Source organism: Pseudomonas fluorescens HK44, from assembly GCF_000217955.3.
Lineage (GTDB): Bacteria > Pseudomonadota > Gammaproteobacteria > Pseudomonadales > Pseudomonadaceae > Aquipseudomonas > Aquipseudomonas fluorescens_AQ.
On the sequence record NZ_AFOY02000008.1, the window covers coordinates 435,332 to 456,500 of the forward strand.

Annotated in this window: 22 protein-coding genes; 15 read left to right on the plus strand and 7 right to left on the minus strand. The window is 58.6% G+C overall.

What is annotated here, in order from left to right; all coding sequences use genetic code 11:
- Nucleotides 1-71: 71 nt before the first annotated feature.
- Nucleotides 72-968: a tRNA glutamyl-Q(34) synthetase GluQRS gene (gene gluQRS / locus HK44_RS08500; RefSeq protein ID WP_019691670.1), complete on the minus strand. Its 897-nt coding sequence runs from the start codon at nucleotides 966-968 to the stop codon at nucleotides 72-74.
- 189 nt (nucleotides 969-1,157) lie between these two features.
- Nucleotides 1,158-1,601 carry an RNA polymerase-binding protein DksA gene (gene dksA, locus HK44_RS08505; RefSeq protein WP_019691671.1) on the minus strand — a complete coding sequence of 148 codons (444 nt, stop codon included), beginning with the start codon at nucleotides 1,599-1,601 and terminating at the stop codon, nucleotides 1,158-1,160.
- Between the two features lie 330 nt (nucleotides 1,602-1,931).
- On the opposite strand from dksA, the gene HK44_RS08510 reads away from it, so the two are divergent.
- Nucleotides 1,932-3,104, plus strand: coding sequence for a pyridoxal phosphate-dependent aminotransferase (locus HK44_RS08510; RefSeq protein WP_019691672.1), 1,173 nt, complete (start codon nucleotides 1,932-1,934; stop codon nucleotides 3,102-3,104).
- Nucleotides 3,104-3,817: a DNA/RNA nuclease SfsA gene (sfsA, locus tag HK44_RS08515; protein WP_019691673.1), complete on the plus strand. Its 714-nt coding sequence runs from the start codon at nucleotides 3,104-3,106 to the stop codon at nucleotides 3,815-3,817. Before HK44_RS08510 ends, sfsA begins: the two co-directional genes overlap by 1 nt.
- A 12-nt stretch (nucleotides 3,818-3,829) precedes the next feature.
- On the opposite strand, the gene HK44_RS08520 is transcribed toward sfsA, so the two are convergent.
- Nucleotides 3,830-4,147: a Rieske (2Fe-2S) protein gene (locus HK44_RS08520; RefSeq protein ID WP_019691674.1), complete on the minus strand. Its 318-nt coding sequence runs from the start codon at nucleotides 4,145-4,147 to the stop codon at nucleotides 3,830-3,832.
- Nucleotides 4,148-4,332: 185 nt separating this feature from the next.
- Between HK44_RS08520 and HK44_RS08525 the strand changes: the two genes are divergently transcribed.
- The 4 genes from HK44_RS08525 to HK44_RS08540 are packed head-to-tail and all read left to right on the plus strand — an operon-like array spanning nucleotide 4,333 to nucleotide 7,882.
- Nucleotides 4,333-5,220, plus strand: a complete 888-nt coding sequence (locus HK44_RS08525; protein ID WP_019691675.1) for a heme/hemin ABC transporter substrate-binding protein — start codon at nucleotides 4,333-4,335, stop codon at nucleotides 5,218-5,220.
- Nucleotides 5,217-6,254 (plus strand): FecCD family ABC transporter permease, encoded by a 1,038-nt coding sequence (locus tag HK44_RS08530; RefSeq protein ID WP_019691676.1) that lies wholly within the window; start codon nucleotides 5,217-5,219, stop codon nucleotides 6,252-6,254. The genes HK44_RS08525 and HK44_RS08530 overlap by 4 nt, the downstream gene beginning before the upstream one ends.
- Nucleotides 6,254-7,021, plus strand: a complete 768-nt coding sequence (locus HK44_RS08535; protein ID WP_019691677.1) for a heme ABC transporter ATP-binding protein — start codon at nucleotides 6,254-6,256, stop codon at nucleotides 7,019-7,021. Before HK44_RS08530 ends, HK44_RS08535 begins: the two co-directional genes overlap by 1 nt.
- A gap of 9 nt (nucleotides 7,022-7,030) precedes the next feature.
- Nucleotides 7,031-7,882, plus strand: a complete 852-nt coding sequence (locus HK44_RS08540; protein ID WP_019691678.1) for a ChaN family lipoprotein — start codon at nucleotides 7,031-7,033, stop codon at nucleotides 7,880-7,882.
- A gap of 254 nt (nucleotides 7,883-8,136) precedes the next feature.
- Here HK44_RS08540 and HK44_RS08545 read toward each other — a convergent pair whose 3' ends face one another.
- The 3 genes from HK44_RS08545 to HK44_RS08555 form a co-directional block, all read right to left on the minus strand.
- Nucleotides 8,137-8,409 (minus strand): TfoX/Sxy family protein, encoded by a 273-nt coding sequence (locus HK44_RS08545; protein WP_019691679.1) that lies wholly within the window; start codon nucleotides 8,407-8,409, stop codon nucleotides 8,137-8,139.
- 223 nt (nucleotides 8,410-8,632) lie between these two features.
- Entirely contained in the window at nucleotides 8,633-8,977 is a 345-nt protein-coding gene (locus tag HK44_RS08550; RefSeq protein ID WP_019691680.1) for a pentapeptide repeat-containing protein, read from the minus strand.
- A 90-nt stretch (nucleotides 8,978-9,067) separates the two neighbouring features.
- Nucleotides 9,068-10,624: an AAA family ATPase gene (locus HK44_RS08555; protein WP_019691681.1), complete on the minus strand. Its 1,557-nt coding sequence runs from the start codon at nucleotides 10,622-10,624 to the stop codon at nucleotides 9,068-9,070.
- Between the two features lie 117 nt (nucleotides 10,625-10,741).
- On the opposite strand from HK44_RS08555, the gene mrcB reads away from it, so the two are divergent.
- The 3 genes from mrcB to HK44_RS08570 are packed head-to-tail and all read left to right on the plus strand — an operon-like array spanning nucleotide 10,742 to nucleotide 14,176.
- Nucleotides 10,742-13,066, plus strand: a complete 2,325-nt coding sequence (gene mrcB / locus HK44_RS08560; protein ID WP_019691682.1) for a penicillin-binding protein 1B — start codon at nucleotides 10,742-10,744, stop codon at nucleotides 13,064-13,066.
- A gap of 16 nt (nucleotides 13,067-13,082) precedes the next feature.
- Nucleotides 13,083-13,841, plus strand: a complete 759-nt coding sequence (locus tag HK44_RS08565) for a tetratricopeptide repeat protein (RefSeq protein WP_019691683.1) — start codon at nucleotides 13,083-13,085, stop codon at nucleotides 13,839-13,841.
- Complete coding sequence (locus tag HK44_RS08570; protein ID WP_019691684.1) at nucleotides 13,841-14,176, plus strand: YqcC family protein; 336 nt, start codon at nucleotides 13,841-13,843, stop codon at nucleotides 14,174-14,176. The genes HK44_RS08565 and HK44_RS08570 overlap by 1 nt, the downstream gene beginning before the upstream one ends.
- 17 nt (nucleotides 14,177-14,193) lie before the next feature.
- Here the strand turns inward: HK44_RS08570 and HK44_RS08575 are convergent, their stop codons facing one another.
- Nucleotides 14,194-14,616, minus strand: coding sequence for a DUF4124 domain-containing protein (locus tag HK44_RS08575; RefSeq protein WP_019691685.1), 423 nt, complete (start codon nucleotides 14,614-14,616; stop codon nucleotides 14,194-14,196).
- Between the two features lie 399 nt (nucleotides 14,617-15,015).
- Between HK44_RS08575 and HK44_RS08580 the strand changes: the two genes are divergently transcribed.
- The 6 genes from HK44_RS08580 to msrQ all read left to right on the plus strand — a co-directional run bounded on the left by HK44_RS08580 (nucleotide 15,016) and on the right by msrQ (nucleotide 20,998).
- Complete coding sequence (locus tag HK44_RS08580; RefSeq protein WP_024264810.1) at nucleotides 15,016-16,740, plus strand: acetolactate synthase 3 large subunit; 1,725 nt, start codon at nucleotides 15,016-15,018, stop codon at nucleotides 16,738-16,740.
- 2 nt (nucleotides 16,741-16,742) lie between these two features.
- Entirely contained in the window at nucleotides 16,743-17,234 is a 492-nt protein-coding gene (gene ilvN, locus HK44_RS08585; RefSeq protein WP_003205610.1) for an acetolactate synthase small subunit, read from the plus strand.
- 48 nt (nucleotides 17,235-17,282) lie between these two features.
- On the plus strand, nucleotides 17,283-18,299 hold the full coding sequence (gene ilvC / locus HK44_RS08590) for a ketol-acid reductoisomerase (protein ID WP_003185459.1): 1,017 nt from the start codon (nucleotides 17,283-17,285) through the stop codon (nucleotides 18,297-18,299).
- Between the two features lie 144 nt (nucleotides 18,300-18,443).
- Entirely contained in the window at nucleotides 18,444-19,301 is an 858-nt protein-coding gene (gene pssA / locus HK44_RS08595; protein WP_019691687.1) for a CDP-diacylglycerol--serine O-phosphatidyltransferase, read from the plus strand.
- Nucleotides 19,302-19,364: 63 nt separating this feature from the next.
- Nucleotides 19,365-20,378: a protein-methionine-sulfoxide reductase catalytic subunit MsrP gene (gene msrP, locus HK44_RS08600; protein ID WP_019691688.1), complete on the plus strand. Its 1,014-nt coding sequence runs from the start codon at nucleotides 19,365-19,367 to the stop codon at nucleotides 20,376-20,378.
- Entirely contained in the window at nucleotides 20,378-20,998 is a 621-nt protein-coding gene (gene msrQ, locus HK44_RS08605; RefSeq protein ID WP_019691689.1) for a protein-methionine-sulfoxide reductase heme-binding subunit MsrQ, read from the plus strand. Before msrP ends, msrQ begins: the two co-directional genes overlap by 1 nt.
- The last annotated feature ends 171 nt before the right edge of the window (nucleotides 20,999-21,169 follow it).

Consider the following 21,169-nt stretch of genomic DNA (forward strand, 5'->3'; position numbering starts at 1 on the left):
CTCTCTTTATTGTGCGCGTGCCCGAAAACGTGCGGCGATGGTAACGGATGGGCGCCAACCTGCAAGCTTAGTCAGCGTAATTGCGCTTCGGGCAGTGTCAGTGTGCGCGGGATTAACGTCGCATCCCAGTGCTTGATGCCCCATTTCAGTACTTCCCCGGGGCTGGCGTCGTCGAGTTCGTGGCCAGGTTTTTGTCCCAGTGCGCGCAGGGCACGGAGCAACAGGGGCGTGGCCTGATCTGCGGTCAATGGCGGTGAGCGATAGGACTTGCCGAGCTTGTTGCCGTCCGGCTGGGTAATCAGCGGCAGGTGCAGATAGCGCGGTTGCGGCAGGCCGAGCAGTTCTTGCAGGTACAACTGGCGTGGGGTGGAGTCGAGCAAGTCGGCACCGCGGACGATATCGGTGATGCCTTGCCAGGCGTCGTCGAGCACCACTGCCAGTTGATAGGCATAGAGCCCGTCGCGCCGACGGATTACGAAGTCGCCGACCTCGCGGCCCAGGTGCTGGCGGTACTCGCCTTGCACGCGGTCGGTGAAGTGATATTCCAGTTCCGGGACGCGCAAGCGAATTGCGGCGTCTTCGCTGGCGTGACCGGCGTTGCGGCACAGGCCTGGATAAATCCCGTGATAAGGCGCCAGTTTTTTGCGCGAGCAGGTGCAGGCGTAGGCCAGGCCGTGGTTGAACAGTTGATTCAACACCTGCGCGTAGGCGTCGTGACGGTCGCTCTGGCGGACCATTTCGCCGTCCCATTCGAAACCGTAGCTTTCCAGTGCCTTGAGGATCGCCGCCTGGGCGCCAGGTTCCTCCCGAGGCGGGTCGAGGTCTTCCATGCGCAACAGCCAGCGCCCGCCAACCGAGCGGGCGTCAAGGTACGAGGCCAATGCCGCGACCAGCGAGCCGAAGTGCAGGTGCCCGCTGGGAGTGGGAGCGAAGCGCCCGATGTAGGCGGGGGATTTAATGGCAGTCATGGGCGCGATTTTACGTTGCTTGATCTAGTAGGGGCACGGCTTGATACCGCTATCGCGAGCAAGCTTTGCTCCTACAGCGATGGCGATCTTCAGGACGCCATCGCCGGCAAGCCGTGCTCCTACAAATATTGATGCCCCAGAAACAAAAACGGAGCGTTCGCACGCTCCGTTCTTCGTTCAAGTCGACGCTTACTTGCCGACTTGCTTTTCCTTGATTTCTGCAAGGGTCTTGCAGTCGACGCACATGTCAGCGGTAGGGCGGGCTTCCAGGCGTTTGACGCCGATCTCGACACCGCAGGATTCGCACCAGCCGTATTCTTCGTCTTCGATCAGTTGCAGGGTTTTGTCGATTTTCTTGATCAGCTTGCGCTCGCGGTCACGGGCGCGCAATTCAAGGCTGAATTCTTCTTCCTGACTGGCACGGTCGGCCGGGTCGGGGAAGTTCGCCGCTTCGTCTTTCATGTGATCAACAGTACGGTCGACTTCCTGCATCAAGTCCTGTTTCCACTTGTTCAGGATCTTGGTGAAGTGCGCGCGCATGGGCTGCCCCATGTACTCCTCGCCCTTCACTTCTTTGTAGGGTTCGAAGCCGCTGATCGACGGGTTCTGCTGTTGCTTTGCTTGGGTGGGCATGAAATGGACCGCCTCTACTCTTGTAATCCATTGCGCAGGATTGCTCCATCACCGACACCTGCCGGCCCTGCGGCTGCAAGCGGGCGAACTTACCAGATCAAATCGGAGCGCGCTACTCCCGGATGTCGAGGCTGCGGTCCGTAAGGTTTGCAAAAACATGCAAAGCCTTGTCTGGTGGGTCTGGAGGCCTGATCAGATATTGATTTTAGTCAATCCTGAGCCTTATGTATCAGCTCTTTTACGGGTGAACTTTCGGTTGTGACCGCTTTAGGTTCTCGCTCGTTCCCGTGCTTGGGTAGAATCAATTCTTTTCCCCGTTGAGGAAGGCTAATGGCTCAGCCCTACAGTGCGCGCAGCCGCGCTATCGAACCTTTCCATGTCATGGCATTGCTGGCGCGCGCCAATGAGTTGCAAGCCGCCGGGCACGACGTAATACACCTGGAAATCGGCGAACCGGATTTCACCACTGCCGAGCCGATCATCAAGGCCGGCCAGGCGGCGCTGACGGCGGGGAAAACCCGTTACACCGCAGCTCGCGGCATTCCAGAACTGCGTGAAGCCATTTCGGGCTTCTATGAGCAACGTTACGGGTTGAACATCGACCCGCAGCGCATCCTGATCACGCCGGGCGGTTCTGGCGCGTTACTGTTGGCGAGCGCCTTGCTGGTCGATCCAGGTAAACACTGGCTGCTGGCTGACCCGGGTTACCCGTGCAATCGGCATTTCCTGCGGCTGGTGGAGGGTGCGGCGCAACTGGTGCCGGTCGGCCCGGACGTGCGCTATCAACTGACGCCAGGCCTGGTCGAGCGTTACTGGGACCACGACAGTGTTGGCGCACTGGTCGCATCACCGGCCAACCCGACCGGGACCATCCTGACCCGCGATGAACTGGCCGGGCTGTCTGCAGCAATCAAGGAGCGTCACGGTCATCTGGTGGTGGACGAGATCTATCACGGCCTGACCTACGGCACCGACGCTGCCAGTGTGCTGGAAGTCGATGACAGCGCTTTTGTGCTGAACAGTTTCTCCAAGTATTTCGGCATGACCGGCTGGCGCCTTGGTTGGCTGGTCGCCCCAGAGGCTGCGGTCGGCGAGTTGGAAAAACTCGCGCAGAACCTTTACATCAGCGCGCCGAGCATGGCTCAGCACGCGGCGCTGGCCTGCTTCGAGCCGGACACCCTGAGCATTCTCGAAGAACGCCGGGCCGAGTTCGGACGCCGACGTGACTTCCTGTTGCCAGCCTTGCGCGAGTTGGGGTTCGCGATTGCCGTGGAGCCGGAAGGCGCCTTCTATCTGTATGCTGACATCAGTGCCTTTGGCGGTGATGCGTTTGCCTTCTGCCGGCACTTTCTGGAAACCGAGCACGTTGCCTTCACTCCTGGCCTGGATTTTGGTCGGTATCAGGCCGGTCATCACGTACGGTTCGCCTACACCCAGAGCCTGCCACGCTTGCAGGAAGCGGTTCAGCGGATTGCCCGTGGCCTGCGGAGCTGGCAAGGCTGATGCATTTCAATCCTCCTCTCGAAGAAGGTCGGCTGATTCGTCGCTACAAGCGTTTTCTCGCTGATATCGAAACCGTTGGCGGCGAGTTACTGACCATTCACTGTCCCAACACCGGGTCGATGTTCAATTGCATGGTCGAAGGCGGTCAGGTCTGGTTCAGCCGCTCCAACGATCCGAAACGCAAGTTGCCCGGCACCTGGGAGATCAGCGAGACACCGCAAGGACGGCTGGCCTGCGTGAATACCGCGCGGGCCAATACCTTGATTGAAGAAGCGTTACGTGGCGGTTTGATCACCGAGCTCAATGGCTTTATCGGGCTCAAGCGTGAAGTGCCTTATGGTCAGGAAAACAGCCGCATCGATTTCCGCCTCGATTATCCGAGCGGCCCGGCCTTCGTCGAAGTCAAAAGCGTCACGCTGGGCTTCGATGGCTCGGCAGTTGCGGCGTTTCCGGACGCGGTGACTCAGCGCGGTGCCAAACACTTGCGCGAGCTGGCGTGCCTGGCGCGGGACGGTATTCGTGCGGTGCAGTTGTATTGCGTCAATCTGACCGGCATTGACTCGGTGCGCCCGGCCGAGGAAATCGATCCGGGTTACGCGGCCGCGTTGCGTGAGGCGAAAGCGGCCGGGGTTGAAGTGCTGGCGTACGGCGTGAGCCTGACTTCGAATGAGGTGCGTGTTGACCGTCAACTGGAGGTGTTGCTGAGCTCTTGAAGATAGTAGTTCCTAAGGTTGAACCCAGATCCCCATGCTGTCTTCGCGGCACGCCAGGGCACTGAGGGACTGCCCGGCACAGGGCCCGGCCACGCATTCACCACTTTCGATCAGAAACAGTGCGCCATGAGTGGCACACTGGATCAGGCTGGCGCTGGGGTCGAGAAACTGGTCGGGGTGCCATTCCAGGCCAACGCCGCGATGCGGGCAGCGATTTTCGTACACGTAGACCCGGCCTTCACGGCGCACGGCAAACAACTTCTGGCCGTCGATCTCGAAACCACGGCTGCTGGCATCGAGCAGCTCGGCGCTGGAGCAAAGAAACTTCATGACTATCCTCAAGTGCCAAAGGCTCTGGCCTCTGGCGGTGATGCGTGCGCGCTCACTGGTTAGCAAATGTGTCTGCGCTTGACGTGCAAATGCAAACAATTATCAAATGAGTGCTTCGCCCGTGGTGGCTGCGTAGCTGACGACGCCTTGATCCTGCGGGAAAACTCCTCAAAGGAAACCCTGTTATGCGCCTGAGTACCAGCGCTATTGCGCTCTGTGTCGGACTTTTGGTCAACCATGGGGCTCAAGCGACCGAATTGCCGCAACGCTGGGTCAGTGCCGGCGGGGCTTTGTCGGAGTGGGTGAGTGCGTTGGGCGGCGAGTCGAAACTGGTCGGTGTCGACAGCACCAGCCAACATCCCGAATCGCTCAAGGCCTTGCCAAGTATCGGTTATCAGCGGCAATTGTCGGCAGAGGGCATCCTGAGTTTGCGTCCGCAGATTCTCATTGGCACCGAAGAAATGGGCCCGCCGCCAGTGTTGTCGCAGATTCGCAGTGCCGGGGTGCAGGTTGAGCTGTTCTCTGCACAACCTGACTTGCCAACCCTGCAAGGCAACTTGCAGCACTTGGGTAAATTGCTCGGTAGCGCGCCTCAGGCCACGGCGTTGTTCCAGGGTTATCAACGGCAACTTGAGCAGCAGAAAGCCTGGGTCAGCCAGGCCCAGACCAAACAAACAGCGCCGGGCGTGTTGTTGTTGCTGGGGCACGCTGGCGGCAAACCGCTGATCGCTGGCAAGGGCACCGCAGCCGATTGGTTGTTGCAGCAGGCGGGTGGGCATAACCTGGCGACCCATACCGGTTACAAGCCTTTTTCCGTTGAGTCCCTCGCGGGCCTGACGCCAGACGTGCTGGTGTTTGCCGACCGGGCGCTGACCGGTGACGCCGCGCGCGCCGCGTTATTCAAGGAAAACCCGATTCTCGCCTCGACGCCGGCGGCCAAGGCCGGGCGGGTGTTCGAGCTGGACCCGACGCTGTTGGTTGGCGGCTTGGGGCCGCGCTTGCCTTTGAGCCTGGTGACGTTGTCCTCCGGGTTCTATCCCGCTGAATCGGCTAAGGTAAACACCGCCCCATGACGACTCTGGTTAAACCACGCTCTTTATTCATCGGTCTGAGTCTGCTGTGGTTACTGGCGATCTGGCTGTCATTGGCCCTGGGCCCGGTCAGCTTGCCGCTGTTCGATACGTTGCGCGCCGCGATGCGTTTGATCGGTCTGCCGATTCCTGCTGAAGGGCTGGAACAGGCTGAACTGATTCTCGGACAGATTCGTTTGCCGCGTACCTTGCTCGGTCTGGCAGTGGGTGGTGTGCTGGCGTTGTCGGGCGTAGCGATGCAGGGGTTGTTCCGCAATCCGCTGGCGGATCCGGGGTTGGTCGGCGTTTCCAGTGGTGCAGCCTTGGGCGCGGCGATTGCGATTGTTGGCGGTGCGCTGTTTGGCGGCTTGCCTGAGGTAATCGGCCCTTACCTGTTATCGCTGTGTGCGTTTCTGGGCGGGCTCGGGGTGACGACACTGGTTTACCGTCTTGGTCGGCGTAACGGCCAGACCAACGTAGCAACCATGTTGCTGGCAGGGATTGCTCTGACGGCACTGGCCAGTTCGGCGGTGGGTTTGTTCACCTATCTGGCGGACGACGCGACCTTGCGTACGCTGACCTTCTGGAACCTGGGCAGCCTGAATGGCGCCAGCTATGCGCGACTGTGGCCATTGTTGCTGGTGAGCGCCGCAGTAGCGCTGTGGTTGCCGCGCCGGGCCAAGGCGTTGAATGCGCTGTTGCTCGGTGAGTCCGAGGCCAGTCATTTGGGGATCAACGTCGAAGGGCTCAAGCGTGAGCTGGTGTTCTGCACGGCACTGGGCGTCGGCGCTGCTGTTGCGGCGGCGGGGATGATCGGTTTTGTCGGGCTGGTGGTGCCTCATCTGGTGCGACTGTTGGCGGGGCCCGATCATCGCGTGCTGTTGCCGGCTTCGGTCCTCGCGGGCGCCAGCCTGTTGCTGTTTGCCGACTTGGTGGCGCGGTTGGCGCTGGCCCCGGCGGAATTGCCGATTGGTATCGTTACCGCGTTTATCGGCGCACCGTTTTTTCTGTATTTGCTGTTACGAGGTCGCGCCTGATGCTGCGTGTGGAAAACCTGCAGATCTGCCGCGGCAAGAAAATCGTCCTGGCAGACATCGATCTTGAGCTTAAACCAGGTGAAGTCCTCGGGGTGCTGGGCCCCAACGGCGCGGGCAAAAGTACTTTGCTCGGAGCGTTATGTGGCGAGTTGCGTCCAGATCATGGTCGTGTCTGGCTCGATCAGCGCGAACTGAGCCAGTGGGATGGCGCACAACGGGCGCAACGCCTGGCGGTATTGCCACAGACCTCGACCCTGGATTTTGCTTTCCGCGTCGAGGAAGTGGTCGGCATGGGCCGTTTACCGCATCAAACAGGCCGGGTGCGCGATGACGAAATTGTCGCTGCCGCCTTGCAGGCCGCCGATGTCGGGCATTTGAGTGGTCGCAGCTACCTGGCCCTGTCCGGCGGTGAACGCCAGCGTGTGCACCTGGCGCGGGTGCTGGCGCAGCTTTGGCCGGGGGAGGTCGGGCAAACCTTGTTGCTCGATGAGCCGACGTCGATGCTTGATCCGCTGCATCAACACACCACTTTGCTGGCGATTCGTGAATTCGCAGATCGCGGTGCGGCGGTGCTGGTGATTCTGCATGACCTGAATCTGGCGGCGCGTTACTGTGATCGTATTCTGTTGCTCGAAGGTGGCCGTCCGCATGCGTTGGACACGCCGCAGCAGGTGCTGCGGCCGGAACCGCTCAAAGCCGTGTTCGGGCTGGATGTGTTGGTGCAGCCGCACCCGGAGCGCGGGCATCCGCTGATCATCGCCCGTTGAGGTGACCTCATGCGTGGGATATTGATTCTGGCGCTGTTGTTACTGATGTCCTGTCAAAACGTGGCACCCAGTGCCGTGGATCAACCGGCTGGTGTGATTCGCGATCTGCATAGCGGTCAGCGTCTGAGTGCGCAAGCGCTGGCCGAACGGTTGGCCGGGGCGCAACGACTGATTGTTGGCGAGCAGCATGACAATCCTGATCACCATCATGTGCAACTGTGGTTATTGCAGGCACTGGCCCAGCGCCGTGCTCAGGGCAGCGTGCTGCTGGAAATGCTGACGCCGGATCAGCAGGCGCGTGTCGATGACATCCATGCGTTGGACATCGCCCGCTGGCCTGCCGATTTGCCGGCGGCGTTGGCTTGGCAATCGGGTTGGGACTGGAATCTGTATGGGCCGATTGTGCGGTATGCCCTGGCTCAGCCCTATCCGTTACTGGCGGCGAATCTGGACTCGACTGACGTTCGGCGTATGTACAAGCAAGCGCCGGCCGTAAGCGGAACCCGGTCGAATGCGCCAGCGGTCAGGAATGAGTTGCTGGCGCAAATCCGCGAGTCTCATTGCGGGTTGTTACCCGAAAGCCGGATGCCGGCGATGCTGGCGGTTCAGCAACAACGTGATCGGCAAATGGCCGAACAACTGCTGGCAGCGCCCGCGCCGGCACTGTTGTTTGCCGGCGCTTATCATGCGCGGCTGGACATTGGCGTACCGCTGCATGTGCAGGATCTGGGTGAGCATTCGGCGCCCGTGGTGGTGATGCTGGCAGAGAAGGGGGCTGCGGTCTCGTCGGCATCGGCGGATTACGTCTGGTACACGGCCGATCGACCCGTGCAGGACTGTTGCGCGCAAATGCGTCAGTAACAAGCAGTCGGCATATCTCGCGAAGCTCTTTTCGACAGGCAAAAAAAGACCCGGCAAGAGCCGGGTCAAATAACCGTGATTAGCCTGATGAGGAGATAATCCGAAAGTCCAAACCAATGGTCTTTCAGAAGATCAGCTGATCTCGCGATCAGATGCGATAATAATAACGATTCTCATTTCATAGTCAATCGCTGTTTTCTGATTTCTTTGCGCTTTTACCAAAACTTGTCTGGATTACCTGTAAATGCCGGGCTTTAGACCTTGTGACGTGACGAAATGGCTTCAAGCTGTTTATTGAGTGCTTCCTTGCGATCGGCGGGGATATCGTTCCAGTGCACATCCATCAGCGCCCCCTCAATCGCATACAACAACACCTTCGAGGCACGAAACCCGCGAGTGCGTACCGCCCGATAAGCATCCACCGCGCCCAGACGGCGCAAGTCCGAGGCGCTGTGGATGCCCACGGCATGCAGCCATTGCGCCGATGTCTTGCCAAGGTTTTTCAGGTGTTGCAGTTCATCATTCATCAAGCCTCCTTGCGACAGCCGAAGAGTGCGTGGGCAAGCCTCACAGGAGTGTAGCGGTCAGTAGGAAAAGCGTGGTTGTTTGGTCAGTTTGAACGCAAAAACTTCTAAGGCGTTCTACCCGATAGTTCTGGAAAGGGCAGTAGCGGCGACAGGAAATGACTTGGGATGATCGTGCATGCAGTCCGGCGCGCGGCGGGGCACCGGATTCAGGTGACGGTAGGTGTTAGCGGGTGCGGTAGCGCAGGCGAGTACCGAAATTCATCGACATGAGAATTTCGTCAGCGCTCAGCTCGGAGGGGAAGTAAGCGCCGGAGATTTGTGCGTGGGCCAGGCTCGCGCCTTCCAGGGACGAATCACGAAAATCAATGCCGCGCAGGTCGGCAGAGCGGAAGTAGGCATCGCTGAAATCAACACCTTCGGCATTCAGCTCGCGCAGGTCAAGGCCACGAAAGTCGCCGCCCACCATATCGATAGGCCCGGACTTGGGCCTTTCGCGATTGAAGCCTTCGATGTCGTCTTTGTGCAGCAGGGCAAATAGCGGGGTGTCGAGAAGTTTCGGCTGGCTCATGGTGTCACCTGTTGGTTTTATGACGCCAGTATAGTGCCACTATTTTGCAAGCGTGAAGCCGGTCAGGGCTTCGCGCCTGAATATAGTTTCTTACAGCCCCGGCAGACGTTGACGAATCTGCGCGACCACGGTGTCGAGGGTCCCGCTTTCATTGGTCTGAACGCGTTTGCTGCAGAGTATCTCTGCTGGAGTCAGTGGCTCGCGATTGGCTTGTTGAGCGGCGATAATGGCCAGGTTGGCGTCGGACGGATCGTTTTTGTCTGCCTGACGCTGCGCGAGCCAGCTCTCGATCACGGCTTGTGGCGCGTTGCAATCAAGAATAAGGAATGGCGCACCGGTCGCTTCGGCGATTTTTGCCGCGCTGTCGCGTTGTTCACGCTTGAGGTAAGTCGCGTCGATGACCACCGGGAAACCGGCGCGCAGAATCACGCCAGCAATTTCATGCAGGCGGGAATAGGTGGCGGCACTGGCGTCGGCGCTGTAGATGCCGGCTTGCGGGTCGTTCGGTACGTGCTGTTCACCGAACAGACGCTTGCGCTCGACATCGGAACGCAGGCGAATCGCACCCAGTGCTTCTACCAGGCGCATGGCTACGTAGCTTTTACCTACGGCGGAAACACCGTGGGTGATCGCCATGAAGCGCGATGGAATGGTGCTGTAGCTTTCCGCCAGGTTGGCGTAGTTGCGGTACTGGCGCAGGGTGGTGGCGCGTTGCACCGGATCGGCCTCGGCGGGCATGCTGAACAGGCTGACCTTGGCGCGAACCAGTGCGCGGTAGGCTTTATAGAAATTCAGCAGCTCAAGGCCCTGATAGTCGCCGGTCAGCTCCAGGTATTGGCTCATGAAGCGGCGAGCCAGGCTTTTCAGGCCGCGGTCTTCGAGGTCCATCGCCAGGAAACCGGTGTCGGCATAGACGTCGGTAAAGCGGAACGGCTCGTTGAATTCGATGCAGTCGAAAATCACCACGTTGCCGTCGATCACGGTGGCATTACCCAAATGGATATCACCGTGGCATTCACGGATGAAGCCTTCGGCCTTACGTTGGGCCAGCAGGGGTTTTAGGCGTTCGAAGCTGCTCTCGGCCCAGGCTTGCAGGGCGTCGAGTTGCAACAGGTCGGCTTTATCGCTGAGGAACGGGCGGATTTGTTCGAAGTTCTGCTGCACAGGCGCCATGACGCTTTCAGGCGTGCCGGCTTCATGAGCTGCCGGAACCTTCGGCGCGTTGAGGTGGAACCGGGCGATCTGCCTGGCCACCTCGTCGATATGCGCAGTCGTCAGCTCGCCATTGGCTTGTAGGGTGCTGAGTAACTGGCTTTGTGGGAACTGGCGCATTTTCAGCGCGTAATCGAGCACTGGACCGGTGCCGCCCAATTGCGGCGCTTCAATGCTGCCGGTGATCGGCAACACTTCAAGGTACAAATCGTTGGTCAGACGCTGGTTCAGGCGCAACTCTTCGCCGCAGAAATGTTCGCGCGACTCGAGACTGGTGAAGTCGAGGAAGCCGAAATTGACCGGCTTCTTCACTTTATAAGCATAGGGGCCAGTGAGCAGCACCCAGGAGATGTGCGTCTCGATGACCTGGAATCCCTCTACAGGATGCGGGTAGAGGGCCGGGTTTTGCAGGGCAGCGATCAAGGACTGGCTCACAGGTGATCCTTCAGAGTCTGGGAAAATTCAAGGGCAACATTATGGCGGCAAGCCGGGCTAACGCAAACCTCGCGGGGCTCATGTTGATCAGGAATAAAGTGCGTATAATCCGCCGCCATGACTCGTACCCGATCCCCTCGTTCCCCTAAAAAACCTCCTTCTGGCGGCCTGCGCCCCTGGTTAGGCTGGGCGCTCAAGCTCAGTCTGGTCGGCCTCGTAGTGCTGGCAGGCTTCGCGGTTTACCTCGATGCCGTGGTCCAGGAGAAGTTCTCCGGCAAGCGCTGGACCATTCCGGCCAAGGTTTATGCGCGTCCGCTCGAGCTGTTCGTCGGACAAAAGCTCAGCAAGGATGACTTTCTCATCGAACTCGACGCCCTGGGTTATCGCCGTGAAAGCGTGGCCAATGGACCGGGCGCGGCATCGGTCAACGGCAATACCGTCGATTTGAACACCCGTGGGTTCCAGTTCTATGAGGGTTTGGAGCAGGCTCAACCGGTGCGCGTGCGTTTCTCTGGCGATTACGTCGCCGAGCTGTCGTCGACCAACGGTTCAAAACTGTCGGTGGTGCGCCTCGAGCCGCTGTTGATCGGTGGCCTTTACCCGAAAAACCTTGAAGACCGCATTCTGATCAAGATCGATCAGGTTCCGCCGTATCTGCTCGATACGCTGGTGGCGGTGGAAGACCGCGACTTCTATCACCACTTCGGTGTGTCGCCGAAGTCGATCATGCGGGCCGTTTGGGTCAACACATCGGCCGGGCAAATGCGTCAGGGCGGTAGTACGTTGACGCAGCAATTGGTCAAGAACTTCTACCTGACCAACGAACGCAGCCTGAGCCGCAAGCTGACCGAAGCGATGATGGCGATGCTGCTTGAGTTGCACTACAGCAAGCCAGACATTCTTGAGGCTTACCTCAATGAAGTGTTCATCGGTCAGGACGGCCAGCGCGCCGTGCACGGTTTTGGTCTGGCCAGTCAGTTCTTCTTCAGTCAGCCGCTGTCCGAACTAAAGTTGCATCAAGTCGCGTTGCTGGTAGGCATGGTCAAAGGGCCGTCCTACTACAACCCGCGTCGCTATCCGGAGCGCGCGCTTGAACGACGCAATCTGGTGCTCGATTTGCTGGAGCAGCAAGGGGTCGCTACCGCCGAGCAAGTCGCTGCGGCGAAGAAAATGCCGCTGGGTGTGACCAAGCGCGGCAGTCTGGCCGACAGTTCGTTCCCGGGCTTCCTCGATCTGGTCAAGCGTCAGTTGCGCGAAGACTACCGCGACGAAGACTTGACCGAAGAAGGTCTGCGGATCTTCACCAGTTTCGATCCGATCCTGCAGATGAAGGCCGAAGCCTCGGTCAACGATACCTTCAAGCGCCTTGCCGGTCGCAAAGGTTCGGAAGACGTTGAAGCGGCGATGGTCGTGACCAACCCTGAAACCGGTGAGGTCCAGGCGATGATCGGTAGTCGCCAGGCCAGTTTTGCCGGCTTCAACCGGGCGCTGGATGCCGTGCGGCCAATCGGTTCCCTGATCAAGCCGGCGGTATACCTGACCGCGCTTGAAAAGCCGAGCCAGTACACCTTGACCAGTTGGCTGTCCGATGAGTCCTTCTCGGTCAAAGGCGCAGATGGTCAGGTCTGGAAACCGCAGAACTATGATCGTCGCTCCCACGGTACGGTTTTCCTGTACCAGGGGCTGGCGCACTCCTACAACCTGTCGACTGCGCGTCTGGGCTTGGAAGTCGGTGTGCCGAACGTCCTGAAAACCCTTGGGCGTCTGGGCATCACTCGCGAGTTTCCGGCCTTCCCGTCGATGTTGCTGGGGGCGGGTGGCATGACGCCGATCGAAGTGGCAACCATGTACCAGACCCTGGCCAACGGCGGTTTCAACACGCCGATGCGCGGGATTCGCAGCGTACTGACCGCCGAAGGTCAGCCGCTCAAGCGTTATCCGTTCCAGATTCAGCAGCGTTTCGATCCGGCTTCCATCTACCTGATCCAGAGCGCCATGCAGCGCGTGATGCGTGAAGGTACCGGCAGCTCGGTTTACAACGTGCTGCCCAAGACGCTGACGCTGGCGGGTAAAACCGGTACCAGTAACGACTCGCGAGACAGCTGGTTCGCCGGTTTCAGCCAGGATCTGCTGGCAGTGGTCTGGCTGGGTCGCGATGACAACGGCAAGACGCCGTTCACCGGTGCCACGGGTGCACTGCAAGTCTGGACCAGTTTCATGCGCAAGGCCGACCCGTTGCCGCTGGATATGCCACAGCCGGATAATATCGTTCAGGCCTGGGTCGATTCGCGCACCGGGCAGGGTTCTGAAGCCAGCTGCCCTGGCGCGGTGCAGATGCCGTATATTCGCGGCAGCGAACCGCCTCCTGGCGCTGCGTGCGGTGGTTCAGGCCCCTCGCCAGGCGAATCGGTGATGGATTGGGTCAAGGGCTGGATGAATTAAGCAAAGAGGGTTTCAAGTGAACAAGTGGTTTATTCCAGCGGTTACGGTGACAGCCCTGGCTTTGCTCAGCGGCTGCTCCAGTGTGCAGCACGGCTCGATTCCAGTGGTCGACTCCGGTACGGCCGTGTCCAACAGTGAGCGGATCTCTGCCAATGGCGGTTTCCGCAAAAGCACCGTGAAACGTCCGGCGCAAGCCCAGACTCAGGCGATCCCGCAGGGTGACACTGGCGTGGTGGTGATGATTCCGGGCGGTGGTGCGACGACGTCGACGCCAATCAGCACTCAACCGATCAGCCCTGGCCCGATCAGCTCCGGTCCGATCACGCCGGGTCCGGTCGACAGCGGACCGCTGCAGTCGGCGCCAATCAATCAGGGTAACTACAGCATGCCATCGACGCCGAGCGGGATTCCTTCCGCCAGCAGCGCCGGCGGTTTGTCTGCCGACGAGCAGCTGGATGGTCCGGTGCTGGCCTTGCTGACCACCGCGCAGCAGCAACAGGCGAGCGGCGATCTCAATGGTGCGTCCTCCAGCCTTGAGCGTGCTCAGCGGGTTGCTCCGCGTGAGCCACAAGTACTTTATCGTCTGGCGCAGGTGCGCTTGGCTCAGGGTGATGCAGCGCAAGCCGAGCAGTTCGCTCGCCGCGGTTTGACGTTTGCCAATGGGCGTCCGGATCTGCAGGCAAGCCTGTGGGAACTGATCGCCCAGGCGCGTGAGAAACAGGGCGACTCCGCAGGCGCGGCGCAGGCTCGTCAAAAGGCCAAGGTTTCGCTCTGATGGATGTCCGCTTTCCGAAGATCGCTGAACAGCTGCTGCTGATCGAGCGCGAGTTGCGTCTTCAGGGCTGGTGGGACGAGGTCCCGCCAAGCGCTGAAGCGCTGGCCAGTGTCGAGCCATTTTCCGTCGATACGCTGGATTTCGAGCAGTGGCTGCAATGGATCTTCCTGCCACGCATGAAAGTCATCCTTGAGAACAACCTGCCACTGCCGAATGCCTCGGGCATTCAGGAAATGGCCGAGATGGTCTTCGCTTCGCGTAATGTCCGGGGCAAGGATCAGCAGTTGCAAGCCTTGCTCAAAGAGTTCGATCAGCTCATCACGGCCTCCCGCTAAGCCGGAACTGCCAGTGCCTACTGGCAGTTATCCTTGATCTGTTTTTGTGTTTCGGTGATGCGTTCCTGACGCTGTTGGTCTGTCAGGCGGCGCATCTCACCGTCGACTTCCTCGCGTAATCTCGGATTGTTCTGCAGATGAGCCAGGTTCGTTCGTGCCTGTTCGCAGAACGTCTTGAGCTGGGCTTGCTGCTCGGCGACCTGCTTTTTCACTGTGCTGTCGATGACCTGTTGATCGCCTATAGCGCTGCTGTGCGGTGGCGCGGTCGGTTTGCCGGCGGGCAGGGCGGGTTTCACCACGGTGCTGGCTTCCTGGCCCTGGGGCGGCTGAGCATCGAAATGGGTAACGCCCTGGTCATCGATCCATTTGTAGATCGGACCGGCCATGCACAAAGGGCTCAGGCTGATCAGCAGACTGGCGGTGAAGAAATGTATTCGCATGCCGTTTCCTTGTCGTGGGTTGCGCAATTGAAGCTAACACACCTGCTGTTTATGGGTTTTTTCTTGCGTTCTCATGCGCTTAGTTCGAATAAAGCACATTGACGGCTTGACTTGCAGAGGGCGAAACAGAAGAATCCAAAGTCCGCTGTAGAGGGACTGCCAGAAGCAGACCCACTCGGCAGATCATGAGGCGCACATCCGCGCCGACCTGTTACACCCGCAACGCGTTACCTCGCGCTGGGTGGGAAAGCCCCGCAACACTTGGGACGATCCCAATACTTGCTCAGTCAGTGCTGACGTAGTCGGCGACCACCGTCGCTCATGCTCTGCTGAGAAGTAAACCTATTAAGACCCGTCCCCTTGTGTGGGCGGTATTCTGGCGTTTTAGAGGTGAACAACGTGGAGCTTTTATCTGGCGGTGAGATGCTCGTCCGCTTTTTGCGTGACGAAGGCGTCAAATATATCTACGGGTACCCGGGTGGTGCTCTCCTTCATGTATACGATGCCCTGTTCAAAGAACCGGAAGTGACCCACATCCTGGTTCGTCATGAGCAGGCTGCGACCCATATGGCTGACGGCTATGCCCGTGCTACCGGTAAAGCCGGTGTGGTACTGGTGACCTCCGGCCCGGGCGCAACCAACGCCATCACCGGTATTGCCACGGCCTACATGGACTCCATTCCGATGGTGATCATTTCCGGCCAGGTGCCTAGCACCATGGTAGGCACCGATGCGTTCCAGGAAACCGACATGATCGGTATCTCCCGGCCAATCGTGAAGCACAGCTTCATGATCAAGCACGCGTCGGAAATCCCGGAAGTCATGAAGAAAGCGTTCTACCTGGCGCAATCCGGTCGTCCTGGTCCTGTCGTTGTCGATATCCCGAAAGACATGACCAACCCGGCCGAAAAATTCGAATACGTCTTCCCGAAAAAAGCCAAGCTGCGTTCCTACAGCCCGGCGGTTCGCGGTCACTCCGGGCAAATCCGCAAGGCAGCAGAAATGCTTCTGGCGGCCAAGCGTCCCGTGCTGTATTCAGGCGGCGGCGTGATCCTCGGCGGTGGCTCCGCGCCGCTGACCGAGCTGGCGCAAATGCTCAACCTGCCAGTGACCAATACCCTGATGGGGCTGGGTGCCTACCCTGGCACCGACCGTCAGTTCATCGGAATGCTGGGCATGCACGGTAGCTACACCGCTAACCTGGCCATGCACCATGCTGACGTGATTCTTGCTGTCGGCGCGCGTTTCGATGACCGCGTGATCAACGGTCCGGCCAAGTTCTGTCCGAATGCCAAGATCATTCACATCGACATCGACCCGGCTTCGATTTCCAAGACCATCAAGGCAGACGTGCCTATCGTTGGCCCGGTTGAGAGCGTCCTGACCGAAATGGTCGCGATCCTCAAGGAAATCGGCGAGACCCCGAACAAAGAGTCCGTTGCCAGCTGGTGGAAGCAAGTTGACGAGTGGCGCGGCGATCGCGGTCTGTTCCCTTATGAAAGGGGCGACGGCAGCGTCATCAAGCCGCAAACCGTGATCGAAACCCTCTGCGAAGTGACCAAGGGCGATGCCTACGTGACTTCCGACGTGGGTCAGCACCAGATGTTCGCGGCGCAGTACTACCGGTTCAACAAGCCGAACCGCTGGATCAACTCCGGTGGTCTGGGCACGATGGGCTTCGGTTTCCCGGCGGCCATGGGCGTCAAGCTGAGTTTCCCTGATGCTGACGTCGCCTGCGTAACGGGCGAGGGCAGTATCCAGATGAACATTCAGGAGCTGTCGACCTGCCTGCAGTACGGTTTGCCTGTGAAAATCGTCAACCTGAACAACGGCGTGCTGGGGATGGTTCGTCAGTGGCAGGACATGAGCTACGGCAGCCGTCACTCGCACTCTTATATGGAATCGCTGCCTGACTTCGTCAAGCTGGCCGAAGCCTATGGTCACGTGGGCATTCGCATCACTGATCTGAAGGATTTGAAGCCGAAGATGGAAGAAGCCTTCGCCATGAAGGATCGCCTGGTGTTCCTTGATATCCAGGTCGACACCAGCGAGCACGTCTACCCGATGCAGATCAAAGACGGCTCCATGCGCGATATGTGGCTGAGCAAGACGGAGCGTACTTAATCATGCGGCACATTATCTCCTTGCTTCTGGAAAACGAACCGGGCGCTCTGTCTCGTGTAGTGGGTCTGTTCTCGCAGCGTAACTACAACATCGAAAGCCTGACTGTGGCACCGACCGAAGACCCGACCCTGTCGCGTCTGACGCTGACCACTGTTGGCCACGATGAAATCATCGAGCAGATCACCAAGAACCTGAACAAGCTGATCGAAGTGGTCAAGCTGGTCGACCTGTCGGAAAGCGCTCATATCGAGCGTGAACTGATGCTGGTCAAGGTCAAGGCCACCGGCGCCCAGCGCGCCGAGATCAAACGCACTACCGATATTTATCGTGGACAGATCGTCGATGTCAGTGCCAGCGTGTATACCGTTCAACTGACCGGTACCAGCGACAAGCTCGACAGTTTCATTCAGTCGATCGGCACTGCCTCGATTCTGGAAACCGTACGCAGTGGCGTCACCGGGATTGCCCGTGGCGACAAAGTACTCAGCATCTAAACCAAATTAGCGAATGGCCTGAACGGCCTGGATATATAGGGGAAATTCATGAAAGTTTTCTACGATAAAGACTGCGACCTGTCGATCATCCAGGGCAAGAAAGTTGCCATCATCGGTTACGGTTCCCAGGGCCACGCTCAAGCGTGCAACCTGAAAGACTCCGGCGTTGACGTTACTGTAGGCCTGCGTAAAGGTTCGGCCACTGTTGCCAAAGCCGAAGCTCACGGCCTGAAAGTGACTGACGTTGCTTCCGCTGTTGCTGCTGCCGACCTGGTCATGATCCTGACCCCGGACGAGTTCCAGTCTGCGCTGTACAAGAACGAAATCGAGCCGAACATCAAGAAAGGTGCCACTCTGGCCTTCTCCCACGGCTTCGCGATCCACTACAACCAGGTTGTGCCACGCGCTGACCTCGACGTGATCATGATCGCGCCGAAGGCTCCAGGCCACACCGTGCGTTCCGAGTTCGTAAAAGGCGGCGGTATCCCTGACCTGATCGCTATCTATCAGGATGCTTCCGGCAACGCCAAAAACGTTGCACTGTCCTACGCTGCTGGCGTTGGCGGTGGTCGTACCGGCATCATCGAAACCACCTTCAAGGACGAGACCGAAACCGACCTGTTCGGCGAACAAGCCGTTCTGTGCGGCGGTACCGTTGAGCTGGTCAAAGCCGGTTTCGAAACCCTGGTTGAAGCTGGCTACGCGCCAGAAATGGCCTACTTCGAATGCCTGCACGAACTGAAGCTGATCGTTGACCTCATGTACGAAGGCGGTATCGCCAACATGAACTACTCGATCTCCAACAACGCCGAGTACGGCGAGTACGTTACCGGCCCTGAAGTCATCAACGCTGAATCCCGTCAGGCCATGCGTAATGCCCTGAAACGTATTCAGGACGGCGAATACGCCAAGATGTTCATCAGCGAAGGTGCTACCGGCTATCCTTCGATGACCGCCAAGCGTCGTAACAACGCCGCTCACGGCATCGAGATCATCGGCGAGCAACTGCGCTCGATGATGCCGTGGATCGGCGCCAACAAAATCGTCGACAAAGCCAAAAACTAAGTCACGGGTTTGTACAGAAAACGCGGCTTAGGCCGCGTTTTTTCGTTTGAGTGGTCGGTTCTGGTATAAAGCTGCATCATTTGCGGCCGAACCGTTGTCGCAGACACCTGTCGAAACTTTCCACACCGTTGCAAGGTAATGTCCATGAGCGAACGTCCCGAAGAGCCAAACCAGGCCTCTGACGCCGAAAGCCTGCTACCCATCGATGAGCATGTCGAAGAAGGGCATGACGCTGAAGGCCGTAAAGTCCGGCATCGTGGTATCTATCTTCTGCCGAATCTGTTCACCACTGCGAACCTGTTCGCAGGGTTCTATTCCATCATCAACTCGATGAGCGCTCAGAGCGCCTTGAGTGCCGGTGATGCTGCAAGCGCGAGCAAGTATTTTGCTTTCGCGGCGATCGCTATTTTCGTCGCCATGGTCCTCGACGGCCTTGATGGCCGGGTTGCGCGCATGACCAATACCCAAAGCGCCTTCGGTGCCGAGTACGACTCGCTGTCGGACATGGTTGCCTTTGGTGTCGCGCCGGCGTTGCTGGCATTTGGCTGGGCGCTTGGGGATATGGGCAAGGTTGGCTGGATGGTTGCCTTCATCTATGTCGCGGGCGCAGCATTGCGTCTGGCGCGCTTCAATACTCAGGTCGGCACTGCAGACAAGCGCTATTTCATCGGTCTGGCCAGTCCGGCAGCGGCGGGTGTGGTTGCAGGTATTGTCTGGGCATTCAGCGATTACGGGATTCAAGGCTCCAAGATGTCCTTCCTGGTTGCGCTGATGGTTGCAGCCGCCGGGATGCTGATGGTCAGCAACATCAAGTACAACAGCTTCAAGGAGCTGGACTTGAAAGGCCGCGTACCTTTCGTGGCGATCCTGGCTGTGGTGCTGGTGTTTGCAGTGGTCTTCAGCGATCCACCTCGCATTTTGCTGCTGGTTTTCCTCGCCTATGCAGCTTCTGGCCCGGTGCAGTACCTGTTGCGTCTTCGCCGGCACAAAAACGCCGAGTGATGTAATTTCCCCCATACTCCGCAGTCTATTGGTGCATCTGTCCTCCAATTCTGCGGAGTTGCCATGTTATTCAAGTTTCCCAAGTCGTCCGACTGTCATGAGTCGGATGTCACGCCTGAGTCTTTCTATCTCACTCGTCGCAGTGTGCTTGGTGGGGCTATCGCCGGTATGGCGGTCAGCGGCCTGCCACGATGGGCCAGCGCCGATAACGCGGCTCGGCACGCGGATGTCGAGCCGGGCAAGGCGCCTTCCTGGTTTTCCGAAAAACTCCCTGCAACCAAATGGGAGGCGGTTACCGTCAAGGATGAGGCGATCACGCCGTTCAAGGACGCGACTCACTACAACAACTTCTATGAGTTTGGTACTGACAAGGGCGATCCCGCGCAAAACGCTGGCGCGCTGAAAACCGAGCCGTGGTCTGTGGTTGTCGATGGTGAGGTGAGTAAACCAGGGCGTTATGCGCTGGAGGACTTCATGAAGCCGTATCAGTTGGAGGAGCGCATCTATCGCCTGCGTTGCGTAGAAGCCTGGTCGATGGTGATTCCGTGGCTCGGCTTTCCCATCTCGGCACTGCTCGGTCAGGTCGAGCCGACCTCCAAGGCCAAATACATTCGTTTTGAAACCTTGCAGGATCCCAAGACTATGCCGGGGCAGCGCTCTGGTTTTGCCTTGATCGACTGGCCTTATGTAGAAGGGCTGCGTCTGGATGAGGCGATGAATCCATTGGCGATTCTTGCGGTTGGCATGTATGGCCGTGAGCTGCCCAACCAGAACGGCGCTCCGTTGCGTTTGGTGGTGCCTTGGAAATACGGGTTCAAGAGCGTCAAATCCATCGTGCGTATCAGTCTGGTCAGCGAGCAGCCGAAAACCACCTGGCAGAGCATCGCGTCCGATGAGTATGGCTTTTACGCGAACGTGAACCCGACGGTTGATCATCCGCGTTGGACTCAGGCCAGGGAGCGGCGCCTGCCGAGCGGGCTGTTCAGGCCTAATGTACGTGAAACACAGATGTTCAATGGCTACGCAGATGAAATCGCGTCTCTCTATACAGGCCTCGATCTGCGGAAGAATTACTGATGCGTTTTCCAGCGTGGCGCATTAGCGTCTTTATAGTTGCAGTGGTGTGGCCGTTCCTCTGGCTGTATGAAGCCTGGAGTTTTGCCTTGGGGCCGGATCCCGGAAAAGTACTGGTTGATCGACTGGGGTTGGGGGCGCTGGTCCTGCTATTGATCACCTTGAGCATGACGCCGATACAGAGGTCGACAGGATGGGCAGGGTGGATTGCCGTTCGGCGGCAGCTCGGGTTGTGGTGCTTTGCTTATGTTGTCCTGCATTTGAGTGCCTATCTGGTTTTTATCCTTGGTCTTGATTGGTCTCAGTTGGGGATAGAGCTAAGCAAGCGGCCGTACATTATTGTCGGCAGTCTGGGATTCCTTGGTCTTCTGGCGCTGGCGGTTACGTCCAATCGTTATAGTCAGCGACGGCTGGGTGTCCGTTGGAAAAAGTTGCATCGCTTGGTCTATGTGATTCTTGGCCTTGGATTGCTGCATATGCTTTGGATAGTTCGGGCAGATCTAAAGGAGTGGGCGATCTATGCATTTATAGGCGCACTGCTGTTAGTGCTGCGAGCACCGTCTCTAATGCGCAGAATCCCTCGCTTGACGACCAGAAAAGCACCTTCTGCAACAAAAGCGTAATTAACCCTTGACGGCAGATTCTGGAAGTCTATAATTCGCCCCACTTCCGGCGCAGTCGAAACGTAAAACTCCTTGGTAAACAATGAGTTGCGTAGTTTTCGACAGCGGTTACGCTTCAGTTCATCGAAGCCTGAAGGAGTTGGTAAGGCAGTGTGTTTTCGCCTTGTTAAC

Coding starts and splice junctions, on each gene's coding strand:
- msrQ (WP_019691689.1), top strand. CDS start 20,378: ATGCGTTTTCCAGCGTGGCGCATTAGCGTCTTTATAGTTGCAGTGGTG.
- msrP (WP_019691688.1), top strand. CDS start 19,365: ATGTTATTCAAGTTTCCCAAGTCGTCCGACTGTCATGAGTCGGATGTC.
- HK44_RS08535 (WP_019691677.1), top strand. CDS start 6,254: ATGCTGCGTGTGGAAAACCTGCAGATCTGCCGCGGCAAGAAAATCGTC.
- HK44_RS08545 (WP_019691679.1), bottom strand. CDS start 8,409: ATGAATGATGAACTGCAACACCTGAAAAACCTTGGCAAGACATCGGCG.
- gluQRS (WP_019691670.1), bottom strand. CDS start 968: ATGACTGCCATTAAATCCCCCGCCTACATCGGGCGCTTCGCTCCCACT.
- mrcB (WP_019691682.1), top strand. CDS start 10,742: ATGACTCGTACCCGATCCCCTCGTTCCCCTAAAAAACCTCCTTCTGGC.
- HK44_RS08570 (WP_019691684.1), top strand. CDS start 13,841: ATGGATGTCCGCTTTCCGAAGATCGCTGAACAGCTGCTGCTGATCGAG.
- HK44_RS08510 (WP_019691672.1), top strand. CDS start 1,932: ATGGCTCAGCCCTACAGTGCGCGCAGCCGCGCTATCGAACCTTTCCAT.
- ilvN (WP_003205610.1), top strand. CDS start 16,743: ATGCGGCACATTATCTCCTTGCTTCTGGAAAACGAACCGGGCGCTCTG.
- pssA (WP_019691687.1), top strand. CDS start 18,444: ATGAGCGAACGTCCCGAAGAGCCAAACCAGGCCTCTGACGCCGAAAGC.
- dksA (WP_019691671.1), bottom strand. CDS start 1,601: ATGCCCACCCAAGCAAAGCAACAGCAGAACCCGTCGATCAGCGGCTTC.
- HK44_RS08525 (WP_019691675.1), top strand. CDS start 4,333: ATGCGCCTGAGTACCAGCGCTATTGCGCTCTGTGTCGGACTTTTGGTC.
- HK44_RS08575 (WP_019691685.1), bottom strand. CDS start 14,616: ATGCGAATACATTTCTTCACCGCCAGTCTGCTGATCAGCCTGAGCCCT.
- HK44_RS08550 (WP_019691680.1), bottom strand. CDS start 8,977: ATGAGCCAGCCGAAACTTCTCGACACCCCGCTATTTGCCCTGCTGCAC.
- HK44_RS08540 (WP_019691678.1), top strand. CDS start 7,031: ATGCGTGGGATATTGATTCTGGCGCTGTTGTTACTGATGTCCTGTCAA.
- HK44_RS08530 (WP_019691676.1), top strand. CDS start 5,217: ATGACGACTCTGGTTAAACCACGCTCTTTATTCATCGGTCTGAGTCTG.
- ilvC (WP_003185459.1), top strand. CDS start 17,283: ATGAAAGTTTTCTACGATAAAGACTGCGACCTGTCGATCATCCAGGGC.
- sfsA (WP_019691673.1), top strand. CDS start 3,104: ATGCATTTCAATCCTCCTCTCGAAGAAGGTCGGCTGATTCGTCGCTAC.
- HK44_RS08520 (WP_019691674.1), bottom strand. CDS start 4,147: ATGAAGTTTCTTTGCTCCAGCGCCGAGCTGCTCGATGCCAGCAGCCGT.